Genomic DNA, 11,863 nt, shown 5'->3' with positions numbered 1-11,863 from the left:
ACTGCTGACGCCCCCAAGGTGCCGGCTGCGGCTTGTGGTCCGTGGCCGGCCGCGGAGCACACTATGGCCAGGACGACGGTGGTGGTTTCTGCGAGCGAAGGACTGGGGTCAGGGCCCGCGTGTCTGGGTGGAGGGCTTGGGCGCACAGCGTGAGCGTTTCCGCGAGTGTCATGCGGTCCGGGTCGTCGATCTCGGCGAGCATGACGGCTTCGATGCTGTCGAGGGAGCGGTCGCATCGCCGCAGGGTGCTCAGGCCTTTCGGGGTAAGACGGGTGCGCAGAGCGCGACCGCCACGGGGATGCGGGTCGCGGCGGATCAGGCCGCGCTGTTCGAGATCGCGGATGACCAGGTTCATCGCCTGCGGGGTGACGAAGGCGATGCGGGCCAGGTCGGCCGAGGATGGGGCGTCGCGCAGGCGCAGCTCGCTGAGCGCCATGTACTCGGTGGTCGTGATGCCGTGGCGGGCGAGCGCGTCGTCCAGGCAAGCGCGGATGCGGCGTTCCAGCCGGAACACCAGGTAGCTCACACGGGGCGGCGGTGCGTCCGGCGCAGCGGCCGCGGGGACACCCGGATCGGTCACCAGGAGACGATATCGCGCCCCGTCAGAACGGGCCTCATGTAAGTTTCTCACCGCGTTATCAAGGACCTTGATAACAAGTTGCTTGATAACCAGGGGAAACGGCTCTCTGCCAGGTCAACTGGCGGACCCGCGCACCAAGCGCGCATTGACGGTGGATTGCGGACCTTCTATTTTCCAGCGACCGATGTCAATACGCGGCGGACCGATCCGCGACGCGCCGCGGATATGGAGAGGAGGAGCGCGAATGACACGATTGACCACGGTGCTGGCTGGTGCCTGCGCCGCGGCGCTCTTTGCCGTCATGACCGTGGTACTCGGATCGCCGGCCGTCGCCGCCACTCTGGTGGAGGTGACCAGCTTCGGCAACAACCCGGGCAACATGCGGATGCACGTCTACGTGCCGGACTCGCACCCGGCCTCGCCGGCGATCGTGGTCGCGATGCATGGCTGCGGCGGCTCCGGTCCCGGCTTCTACCAGGGCAGTGAGTTCGCCTCGCTGGCGGATCGATACGGCTTCATCGTCATCTACCCGACCGCCACCCAGTCGGCAGGGTTCGGCAACTGCTTCGACACCTGGTCCGACGCGGCCAAGAAGCGCGGCGGCGGCAGCGATCCGGTCTCGATCGTCTCAATGATCGACTATGTCGAGCGGAACTATCAGGGAGACCCGAACCGGGTCTACGCCACGGGAAGCTCGTCCGGCGGCATGATGACCCAGCACATGCTCGCCGTCTACCCGGACCTGTTCAAGGCAGGGGCCTCCTTCATGGGCGTGCCCTTCAACTGCTTCGCCGGCGCCTCCGACTACCCGCCCGGAAGCAGCAGGTGCACCGGCGGGAGCATGGACCGGACACCCCAGCAGTGGGGCGATGCGGTCCGCCAGGCGTACCCGGGATATTCCGGCCCCCGCCCGCGCATGCAGCTGTGGCACGGCACCAGCGACACCCTCGTGCCCTACTCGCTGCTGCGTGAGTCGATCGAGCAGTGGACCAATGTGTTCGGGCTGAGCCAGACCCCGACCAGCACCGACACCCCGCAGGCAGGCTGGACCCGCAGCCGGTACGCCAATCAGTCCGGCACCGTGCAGGTGGAGGCGTACAGCATCCAGGGCGCCGGGCATGTTCTTCCGCAGAGCGGCATGGCCCGCTACGCCATCGAGTTCTTCGGCTTGACCACCAGTCAGACCGACACCACGCCGCCGACCACGCCAGGCACCCCGGTCGCGTCCAACGTGACGGCCACCAGTGCCACGCTGACCTGGACCGCGTCCACAGACCAGGGCGGCTCCGGCTTGGCCGGCTACAACGTCTACCGGGAGCAGGGCGCCACCGACCCGCAGCTCGGCCAGTCCACCACCACCTCGATCACCCTGACCGGGCTGAGTGCCAACACCCAATACGAGGTGTACGTACGGGCGCGTGACGGCGCCGGCAACCTGTCGGGCAACTCCGCGCCGGCCACCTTCACCACGGCCGCCACCGGAGGCGACACCACACCGCCGACCGCCCCGGCCGGGCTCACCGCCTCGGGCACCACCACCACCGGCACCAGCCTGACCTGGACGGCCTCCACTGACGACACCGGCGTGACCGGCTATGACATCCTGCGCGCTCCCGGCGCGACGGGCGGCACGTTCACCCAGGTCGGCACCTCGGCCACGACCTCGTTCACCGACACGGACCTGACGGCGAACACCACCTACCGCTACCAGGTCCGGGCGCGCGATGCCGCCGGCAACACCTCACCGGTCTCCAACACCGTCCAGATCACCACTCAGGGAGGCACGACCGGTGCCTGCTCGGCCACCCCGACCGTGCAGTCCCAGTGGGGGAACGGGTATGTGATCCAGCCGCTGACCATCACCAACACCAGCACCTCGACGATCACCAGCTGGACCGTCACCTTCACCCTGCCGGCCGGGCACACCCTGACCGGCTCGTGGAACGCCACCGTCACCACCAGCGGCCAGACCGTCACCGTCAGAAGTGTCAGCCACAACGGCACGCTCGCGCCGGGAGCCAGCACCACCAACTTCGGCTTCCAAGCCAGCAGGCCCAACGGCAACACCGCCCTGCCGTCCGGCTACACCTGCGCCTGACCGTCAGCGCGCTTCCCTGATCACGGCCCGTCATTGACAGGCGGGACCGGGCCGTGATCAAGGGATGGGGGCCGAGCACATGCATCGTTTCCTCGCCGACCTGCGCCAACGTGAGCGCCACGGCCCGCTCGCGTGGAGCATCCACCGGCGCGAGCGGGCGGTCGCGCCGGTAGGCCGGATGTCGGGGTGGTCGGGTGGCGAGCACCCGATGCTAGCGGTCGCCTGGTGCCGGATGATGCAGGCGGCAAGATCCCGCCAACAGGAAGGCTTGTCCATGCGACCTCCCCTCCGGTTACGTCGCTGGCGGCTGAGCCTCATCGGGCTCGTGGCCGCCCTCGTCGCGACCGTGTTCGCCAGTGCTCCGGCTTTCGCAGGGCCGCCTGTCGTCGCTCCGCCCCCGCCCAAGTCGACGTTCAAGCCCGTCCCGACGTTCCCCGCGCCACCTCCCACCAGCATCCCCCCTCAGCCCACCGTTCCGCCGACCGTCCCGCCGACGGTCCCGCCGCCGAACGTCAAGGTGGGCGGGGTCGGCGACAGCTTCTCGAGTGGTGAAGGGGCGAGCGTCGACCCGGAGAACGACTACGAGAAGAACCCGGACGGCACGGAGAACTTCGGGCATCGGTCTCCGTACGCGCCGCTTCATCTGGCCTTCAACTACCTGGAAGCAGGCAAGTACAACCTCACACCGATCACGATCCGGCCGCCCGAGTTCCACCTCACCTGGGGCAGCGATCGGTTGGTCTTCAACGCCTCGTCCGGGGCCGAGACCAAGCACCTCAAGCGATCGCAGTGCGACGACGTGGAGGTGCCCGATGATCAATGCCTCAAATTCCGGAACCCGCCGCAGCTCCAGGGTCTTGAGGGCAGCGACATCGTCTATTTCGGGCTCGGCGGCAACGATGCCGGCTTCGGGTCGCTGATGGCCACCGCGCTCCAGTCGAACCTCATCGACCGGTTGAACTCCGACGACATCAATGAGCGGCGCAGGAAGCAGACGCAGGCGGTCCACGCCGAGGTGCACCGGCTGCTGAAGAACATGCCGCAGGTCTCGGCGAACGTCGAACAGGCTCTGGTGGACGTGAACCTGGTCGTGAACCCCCTGAACTCGACGCACGCGGAGATCGTCGTGGCGCTCTACCCCTTGGGCGTCAAACCATCAGGTAACCCCAACACGAAGTACATCACCGCGACAGCCCTGGACGAGATGTATCCGTTCGCCGTCGCGGTGAACAAGGCGATCATGGACGCGGTCCAGCGGTTCCGCGCCAGATTCCCCGACATCAAGGTCCATGTGTTCGACCCGAACACGGCCGGACCGAACGGCACCAGCGTGGTGGCCGGTCACGAGCTCGGCCAGCCGGACTCCTACTTCAACGGCGTGAGGAGCCGGACGAACCTGCTTCTGAAGAACAAGTTCAAGGCGCTTCAGGAGAGCTTCCACCCCAACCAGGTGGGCGCCGTGGCGATCGGGCAGGCGCTGGCCACCTTCATGGGCCGCGAGTTTCCCCAGTACTATCCCAACGGGCCCCGCTTCGACCTCATCCTCACCCATCCGCAGGCCTTCGCCCAGGATGAGGCCGCAGACCAGGCCCTCGAGGAATGGGCAAGCACTCACCTGGACAAGATGTGCGAGGGGACCCACATCGACAGCGTGTGTCATTTCATCGGCCAGGACGGCGAACTCAAGTTCCCCGTCGAGATCGTGACCAACCCGGTCCCGCTGCCCCCGATTCCCGGAGCTCCGGTGGTCGGCGGCGGCAGCGGTCCAGGCGGTGGCAGCGACCCGACGTACAGCTGGATCCCGGCGACCTACCCGGTCTACACCGGCGGCTCCACCGAGAACGGCGGCGGCAGCACTGCGCCGGGAGGTGGCAGCCCGGGTGGCGGCGGCCCAGGCGGCACCGGCCCAGGCACCGGCCCCGGCACCGGCCCCGGCACAGGTCCCGGTACTGGTCCGGGCACCGGCCCGGGTACTGGTCCCGGTACGGGCGAGGGTGGCGGGGGCGGCGCCACGAACGCGCCCACCGGAGATCCCTGCAAGCTCACGGAGGCGGACCCGGGCAGCGGAGTATCGGGCGGATGGACCATGCAGGCCACAACGTCCCAGGTGAGCGGGGGACGGCTGCGCGTGGCCATCAACCTCATCTGGATCCAGTTCAACAAGGTCCAGCCGTCCGAGCCGGACCCGTGCAAGCCCAGCATCCACATGAATGACGACGTCACCGAGGTCACGGACGAAGAGTGGGCATAGACCACTGAACAGGAGCCGCCGGACGCATGAGGTCCGGCGGCTCCCACCGTCACGGTGCGGCCGGCGGCCGCAGAACGGGCGGGTGAGTCCGGCGCGTCCAGCTGACCACCCTGCCGCGGAGCGGCACCAGCTGATCGACCACATCACGTGTCATATCTGCGCAGCCAGAGCGTGTGCGCGGCCCAGGCCGCCGCGGCGCCCACCGCGTACCAGAAGAGGTCGGGCGGGTTGAACGTGCTGCCCAGCAGCGGCCGCAGCACCGCCGGGATCTCCCCGAGCTGGGCGAACTCGATCATCCAGCTCGCCCCGGCCGCCAGCGCCGCCGCCACCCAGGGCCTGATCCTGGGGAGGATCAGCGCCACGAGCGTGTAGATCAGCACGGTGTAGAGGGCATCGCCCGCGTACTTCGACACGGGGCCGTCGAACAGCGCGCGCACCCCCAAGCCGGCCGCGACGGTCAGGATGGCCACGCAGAGAATGGGGAAGCGGGACATCCGATCACGCTACCGCCAGACGCGGTGAGGTGTCCGAGCCGGAGAAGTGGCCGCAGACCGGCCAAGCGGTCGAGAACGTCGATGAGCCGATCGTTTGCGCGCGGCCTCGCGCGGGGTTAAGCTCGAATGCCCCATTTTCAAGAGCAGAACTCCACACCACTTCCGTATAGGAGTATACCACCGAATGACTAATCGTCAAGATGGTCTCGCGGAAGCCCTTGACAGCGAACAGCGCACCGTGTCGTGGCTGTACGGCAGGCTCGACGTCGCCAGGGAGCGGGCGCAGGCGGCGCTGCGCGAGGTGTACACCAGGGCCGGCGGCACCCGCCAGGCGATGGTCGAGCGCGAGGCGCTGGCCTCGGAGCACGCCAGGAGGCTGGCCCAGCTGAGCGCGGTAGAGCGCGGCCTGTGCTTCGGCCGCATCGACGACGCCTCGGGCGCCGGCACGTACATCGGCAGGATCGGGCTGCGCGACGAGGATCACGAGTCGGTCCTGATCGACTGGCGGGCCCCCGCCGCGCGGCCGTTCTACGTGGCCACGGCCACCGACCCGGGCGGGCTGGTGCGCCGCAGGCACCTGCATCTGAAGGACCGCACGGTGGTCGGCATCGACGACGAGGTGTTCGACCTGGAGCGGATGAGCGACGGCGACCGGCGCACGCTCGTGGGCGAGGCGGCACTGCTGGCGGCGCTGCGGCGGGGCAGGACGGGCCGGATGGGCGACGTGGTGGCCACCATCCAGACCGAGCAGGACCGGGTCATCCGCTCCTCGCTGCAGGGGGCGCTGGTGGTGCAGGGCGGGCCGGGCACCGGCAAGACGGTGGCGGCGCTGCACCGGGCGGCGTACCTGCTTTACACCCACCGCGACACCCTCGAGCGGCGCGGCGTGCTGGTGGTGGGGCCCAACCCGATGTTCCTGCGCTACATCAGCCAGGTGCTGCCGGCGCTGGGGGAGACGCAGGTGGTGATGACCACGGTGGGGGAGATGTTCCCGGGGGTGCGGGTGAGCGCGGCCGACACGCCGGCGGCGGCGGTGGTCAAGGGCGACGTGCGGATGGCGGAAGTGGTCGCCCGCGCCCTGGAGCTGCGCCAGGGAGTGCCTCGGGGCGACCTCGTGGTCGAGCTGGACGGGCTGAGCCTGCGGGTCCCCCGCGAGACGTGCCTGCGGCTGCGCGAGCGGGCGCGGGCGGTGCGCCTGCCGCACAACATGGCCCGCAAGCTGTACGTCACCGAGCTGCTCAAGGAACTGGCCAAGGCCGAGGCGCGGGCCCTGGAGGAGTCGCTGCACATCGAGGAGCTGGTCATCGAGGACGAGCCGGAGCTGTCGCAGCCGCTCGACCTGGAGGGCGATCTGGACGAGCTGGATCTGGAGCTGGCCTCGCGGCGGCTGTGGGGCGAGCCGGAGGTACGGCGGGCCGTGGACGAGCTGTGGCCGGAGCTGACGCCGCAGCGGCTGATCTCCGAGCTGCTGTCGTCGTTCGACACGCTGTGGGCCGTGGCCCCCTCGGGCCTGGACTGGCACGAACTGCTGCGCCCGCCGGAGGCCGGGTGGACGGTCGGGGACGTGCCGCTGCTGGACGAGGCGGCCGAGCTGCTGGGCGAGGACGACTCCGCCCGCCGGGTGGCGGCCAGGCGGGCCTCGCGGGAGCAGGCCGAGCAGCAGCTGTACGCGCGGGAGGTGCTGCAGGTGACCGGCGTGCTGGAGGAGGGCATCTTCGGCCGCGCCGACGTGCTGGCCGAGCGGCACGCCGACGACGGGCCGGAGCTGACGACGGCCGACCGGGCGGCGGCGGACCGGACGTGGGCGTACGGGCATGTGATCGTGGACGAGGCGCAGGAGCTGTCGCCGATGGCCTGGCGGATGATCATGCGGCGGGTGCCGGCGAAGTCGCTGACCGTGGTGGGCGACCTGGCGCAGACCGGGTCGGCGGCGGGCGCGCGCTCGTGGGGGGAGATGCTGGACCCGTTCCTGGCGGGGCGCTGGCGCGTGGAGCGGCTGCTGGTCAACTACCGCACGCCGGTGGAGATCATGGCGGTGGCGGCGGACGTGCTGCGGGCGTTCGCGCCGGACCAGGAGCCGCCGGAGTCGGTACGCGAGGGCGGCGCGCTGCCGCGCGCGGTGCGCATGCCGCTGTCCGGGCTGCCGGGCCTGGTGGCCGAGGAGCTGGCCTTGATCGGCGAGGGCCGGGTGGGTGTCGTTTCCGCCGACGCCCGCCATGCGGAGGTGTCCGCGCTCTTCCCCGGTGGGGACCTGGACGCGCCGGTGGTGGCGCTGACGGTGGGGCAGGCCAAGGGGCTGGAGTTCGACGCGGTCGTGGTGGTCGATCCGGCGGGCATCCTGGGGCAGTCGCCGATGGGGGGCCAGGATCTGTACGTGGCGGTGACGCGGGCGACGCGGCGGCTGACGGTGGTGTACGAGGGGGACCTGCCGCAGGTGCTGTCCCGGCTGGCTACGGAATCTACAACGTAAAGGCGCCGGACCGGTTCTTCTCGACACATGGCAGGGGGCTCGGTGTCGTGCGCGTTGCGCCGAGCCCCTGCACCGAGCCCCTGCGCCGCCGGACGTCAGGTGTTGTAGAGCTTGTCGGCCACCGCGCGGATGGTGCGGGTGACGTGCTCGAGGGAGCGGAGGGTCTCGGTGTCCAGGTGGTCGAGGATGCGGCGGTAGTGCTCGAAACCGGCGTTGTTGATCTCCTCGATCAGGGCGGTGCCTGCCGGGGAGAGCTCGACGCGGCGGACGCGGCGGTCCTGGGGGTCCTCGTGCCGGGTGGCGAGGCCCTGGGCGACGAGGCGGTCGACGATGCCGGTGACGGTGCCGAGGCTGACGCCGAGGTGGTGGGCGAGGTCCTGTCCTGAGGCGGAGCCGTTGAGGGACAGGAGCATGACGACGTGGAGCTGTCGCATGGTGAGGTTGGAGGAGAACAGGGGGGATTGGTGCTGGGCGAACAGTCGCCCCATGCCACGCTGTGTTTCGCTGATCTTGTGGATCAAGTCTTCGCGTTCGTCGCTCACGCTCACCTCTCGCTTCCTGAGAAGGTTATCAGGAAAGCTCAATCTGTCTAAATATTCGTTCGAGGCAAAGTGTTAGTCTGGGCCGTACTCTTGGAGGGGACGCCTATGACCGCATTCGCCCGGTTGAGTCTGCTCAACCGCAGCCTTGTGATTTTGGTCGCGGTCGTGATCAGCGCGTTCGGCGCGTTCACGATCCCGCAGTTGAAACAGCAGTTGCTGCCGTCTTTGAGCTTTCCCGGCGCGTTCGTGGTCGCGTCGTTCCCCGGCGCCTCGCCGGAGATCGTCGAGGACCAGGTCACCAAGCCGATCGAGGACTCCTTCCAGGGCCTGGCCGGGATGGAGCAGATGACCTCGACGTCGAAGGAGGGCCTGGCGCAGATCCAGGTGGCCTTCGAGTACGGCACCGACGTCGAGTCGTCGCTGAACAAGATGCAGCAGGCCATCAGCAGGGTCACCCTCCCGGACGGAGTGGATCCGCAGGTGGTCGCGGGCAACACCGACGACATCCCGGTGGTGGTGCTGGCGGTGGGCGACGGCGGCGACGAGCGGGCGATGGCCGACAAGCTGCGCCGGATCGTGGTGCCGGAGCTGCAGGGCGTGGAGGGCGTACGGGAGGCTCAGGTCACCGGCACCCGCGACGAGGTGGTGACGATCGAGCCCGACGCCAAGAAGATGGCGGCGGCCGGGGTGTCGGCCTCGCAGATCCCCGACGTGCTGCGGGCGAACGGCACGCCGATCCCGGCGGGCACGCTGACCTCTGACGGCAAGTCGCTGACGGTGCAGGTGGGCGCGCGGGTCGACTCGGTGGCCAAGCTGAAGGACCTGTATCTGACCCCGGCCCAGCCGGCGGCGCTCCCCCAGCAGCAGGGCCAGCAGCAGGCCCAGTCCCAGGCGCGGCCCCCGACCGGGCAGACGGCGCGGCCGGGTCAGGGTCAGCCGAGCCAGGCGGCCCTCGCGCAGCAGCAGCAGGTCAAGCCGAAGCCGCTCAAGCCGGTGAAGCTGGGTGACGTCGCGGAGATCAAGCGGGGGCTGGCGGACGCGACGACGATCACCCGTACGGACGGCAGGTCGAGCCTGGGCGTGTCGGTGACGATGACGCCCGACGGCAACGCGGTGTCGATCTCGCACGACATCCAGGCGAAGCTGCCGGACCTGACCAAGGCGCTGGGCGACGGCTCGGACACGGCGGTGTCGGTGGTGTTCGACCAGGCGCCGTACGTGGAGGAGTCGATCCGGAGCCTGACGACCGAGGGCCTGCTGGGGCTGGCGTTCGCGGTGCTGGTCATCCTGGTGTTCCTGCTGTCGGTGCGTTCGACGCTGGTGACGGCGGTGTCGATCCCGCTGTCGGTGGTGATCGCGCTGATCGTGCTGTGGGCCGGCGACTACTCGCTGAACATGCTGACGCTGGGCGCGCTGACGATCGCGGTGGGCCGGGTGGTGGACGACTCGATCGTGGTGCTGGAGAACATCAAGCGGCATCTCGGCTACGGCGAGGCCAAGCTGCAGGCGATCCTGGCGGCGGTGCGCGAGGTGTCGGGGGCGGTGACGGCCTCGACGCTGACGACGGTGGCGGTGTTCGCGCCGATCGCGGTCGTGGGCGGCATGGTGGGCGAGCTGTTCAGCCCGTTCGCGATCACGGTGGCGGTGGCGCTGCTGGCCTCGCTGGTGGTGTCGCTGACGGTGGTGCCGGTGCTGGCGTACTGGTTCCTGAAGGCGCCGGAGCTGACGCCGGAGGAGGCGCGCAGGCAGCGTGAGGAGGCCGAGGCCAAGGAGCTGCGCTCGCCGTTGCAGCGGGCGTACCTGCCGGTGCTGCGGTTCGCGACCCGGTTCAAGCTGACGACGGTGCTGATCGGGGTGGCGGTGTTCGTCGCCACGATGGGCCTGGCGGGCGGGTTGCAGACGAACTTCCTGGACTCCTCGGGCCAGAACACGATCTCCCTGTCGCAGAAGATGCCGGTCGGCACGGACCTGGCGACCACCGACAAGGCCGCCCAGAAGGTGGAGGGCGTGCTGAAGGACCTGGACGGGGTGCAGACGTACCAGGTGAACGTGGGTGGCGGCAACGCGATGCAGGGTGGCGCGGTCGGCGGCGGCGCGGACCGGGCGTCGTACTCGGTGACGATCAAGGAGGGGGCCGACGCGGACAAGGTGCAGCAGGTGCTGCGCGACCGCGTCAAGGAGCTGTCGGGCGTCGGCGAGGTCACCGTGGGCGGTGCCGGCGGGGGCGGTTTCTCCTCCGACACGATCGACGTGGTCGTGCAGGCGCCGGACGCCGAGACGCTGCGTACGGCGGCCGACACGGTCAAGACCGCGATGGGCGCGGTGCCGGGGCTGCGTGATGTGGCCTCCAACCTGGAGGCCAGCGCGCCGCGGGTCGAGGTCGCGGTGGACCGGGAGAAGGCGGCCGAGCGCGGGCTGAGCGAGGCGCAGGTGGGGCAGTCGGTGGCGCAGGCGTTCCGCGGCGCGCCGCTGGGCCAGATCACGTTGGACGGCCGCGCGAGCGACCTGGTGCTGCGTGGCGCGGACGCGCCGGACGACATCAAGGCGATCAAGGATCTGAAGCTGGCGACGGCGTCCGGGATGGTGAAGCTGTCGTCGGTGGCGGACGTGCGGCAGGTGGCCGGGCCGACGCAGGTGACGCGGATCGACGGTGAGCGTTCGGCGACGGTGTCGGGCAAGGCGGCCGACGCGGGGAACCTGGGCAGCGTGACGCAGGCGCTGACGACGAAGCTGAACGGGCTCGCGCTGACCGGGGGCGCCACTTACAAGATCGGCGGCGCGTCGGCGCAGCAGGCGGATGCGTTCTCCGATCTGGGGCTGGCGATGCTGGCGGCGATCGCGATCGTCTTCCTGATCATGGTGGCGACGTTCCGCAGCTTCGTGCAGCCGCTGATCTTGCTGGTGTCGATCCCGTTCGCTGCCACGGGCGCGGTCGGGCTGCTGGTGGGAACCGGCACGGCGCTGGGCGTGCCGGCGCTGATCGGCATGCTGATGCTGATCGGGATCGTGGTGACGAACGCGATCGTGCTGATCGACCTGATCAACCAGTACCGCGAGCAGGGCTTGGGCGTGGTGGAGGCGGTCATCGAGGGCGGCCGGCGCAGGTTGCGGCCGATCCTGATGACGGCGGTGGCCACGATCTGCGCGCTGACGCCGATGGCGCTGGGGGTGACCGGGTCGGGCGGGTTCATCTCGCAGCCGCTGGCCATCGTGGTGATCGGCGGTCTGATCAGCTCGACGCTGCTCACCTTGGTCCTCGTTCCGACGCTCTACACGATGGTGGAGCGGGCCAAGGAGCGGATGCGGCGCAAGCCGGCCGAGCCGAAGCAGGAGGAGAAGGTCCTCACCCCGGCTTCCTGACCGCCTCCTGCCGGGTCTGCTGAAGCGCCCGCACGGCCCGCCCGGCGCCGGGCGGGCGCGTCAGGGTC

At 69.8% G+C, this 11,863-nt stretch carries 7 protein-coding genes; 4 read left to right on the top strand and 3 right to left on the bottom strand.

Features of this window, described 5'->3' with window-relative positions:
• Positions 1-61: 61 nt before the first annotated feature.
• Positions 62-580: a MarR family transcriptional regulator gene (locus AB0H84_RS47785; protein WP_357620081.1), complete on the bottom strand. Its 519-nt coding sequence runs from the start codon at positions 578-580 to the stop codon at positions 62-64.
• 244 nt (positions 581-824) lie between these two features.
• Here AB0H84_RS47785 and AB0H84_RS47780 point away from each other — a divergent pair, with 244 nt between their 5' ends.
• Both AB0H84_RS47780 and AB0H84_RS47775 read left to right on the top strand, forming a co-directional pair.
• The gene (locus AB0H84_RS47780; protein ID WP_357620079.1) at positions 825-2,678 is read left to right on the top strand and encodes a PHB depolymerase family esterase; all 1,854 of its coding nucleotides are present in this window, start codon (positions 825-827) and stop codon (positions 2,676-2,678) included.
• A gap of 274 nt (positions 2,679-2,952) precedes the next feature.
• Positions 2,953-4,929, top strand: coding sequence for a hypothetical protein (locus AB0H84_RS47775; RefSeq protein WP_357620077.1), 1,977 nt, complete (start codon positions 2,953-2,955; stop codon positions 4,927-4,929).
• 143 nt (positions 4,930-5,072) lie between these two features.
• Here AB0H84_RS47775 and AB0H84_RS47770 read toward each other — a convergent pair whose 3' ends face one another.
• Positions 5,073-5,423 (bottom strand): DUF2809 domain-containing protein, encoded by a 351-nt coding sequence (locus tag AB0H84_RS47770; protein ID WP_357620075.1) that lies wholly within the window; start codon positions 5,421-5,423, stop codon positions 5,073-5,075.
• Positions 5,424-5,607: 184 nt separating this feature from the next.
• Between AB0H84_RS47770 and AB0H84_RS47765 the strand changes: the two genes are divergently transcribed.
• On the top strand, positions 5,608-7,893 hold the full coding sequence (locus AB0H84_RS47765; protein ID WP_357620073.1) for an ATP-binding domain-containing protein: 2,286 nt from the start codon (positions 5,608-5,610) through the stop codon (positions 7,891-7,893).
• Between the two features lie 95 nt (positions 7,894-7,988).
• Here AB0H84_RS47765 and AB0H84_RS47760 read toward each other — a convergent pair whose 3' ends face one another.
• A complete protein-coding gene (locus tag AB0H84_RS47760) occupies positions 7,989-8,381 on the bottom strand; it encodes a MarR family transcriptional regulator (protein ID WP_357620071.1) in 393 nt (130 codons plus the stop codon).
• 159 nt (positions 8,382-8,540) lie between these two features.
• Here AB0H84_RS47760 and AB0H84_RS47755 point away from each other — a divergent pair, with 159 nt between their 5' ends.
• Positions 8,541-11,795, top strand: coding sequence for an efflux RND transporter permease subunit (locus tag AB0H84_RS47755; RefSeq protein ID WP_357620069.1), 3,255 nt, complete (start codon positions 8,541-8,543; stop codon positions 11,793-11,795).
• Positions 11,796-11,863: the final 68 nt, after the last annotated feature.

The sequence above is a fragment of the Nonomuraea sp. NPDC050786 genome (genome assembly GCF_040654115.1).
GTDB lineage: Bacteria > Actinomycetota > Actinomycetes > Streptosporangiales > Streptosporangiaceae > Nonomuraea.
This window is presented reverse-complemented; position numbering and strand designations above follow the sequence as displayed.

What these genes read in the sequence shown, in the direction of transcription:
- AB0H84_RS47780 (WP_357620079.1), top strand. Translation starts at nt 825, where the DNA reads ATGACACGATTGACCACGGTGCTGGCTGGTGCCTGCGCCGCGGCGCTC.
- AB0H84_RS47775 (WP_357620077.1), top strand. Translation starts at nt 2,953, where the DNA reads ATGCGACCTCCCCTCCGGTTACGTCGCTGGCGGCTGAGCCTCATCGGG.
- AB0H84_RS47770 (WP_357620075.1), bottom strand. Translation starts at nt 5,423, where the DNA reads ATGTCCCGCTTCCCCATTCTCTGCGTGGCCATCCTGACCGTCGCGGCC.
- AB0H84_RS47765 (WP_357620073.1), top strand. Translation starts at nt 5,608, where the DNA reads ATGACTAATCGTCAAGATGGTCTCGCGGAAGCCCTTGACAGCGAACAG.
- AB0H84_RS47760 (WP_357620071.1), bottom strand. Translation starts at nt 8,381, where the DNA reads ATGGGGCGACTGTTCGCCCAGCACCAATCCCCCCTGTTCTCCTCCAAC.
- AB0H84_RS47755 (WP_357620069.1), top strand. Translation starts at nt 8,541, where the DNA reads ATGACCGCATTCGCCCGGTTGAGTCTGCTCAACCGCAGCCTTGTGATT.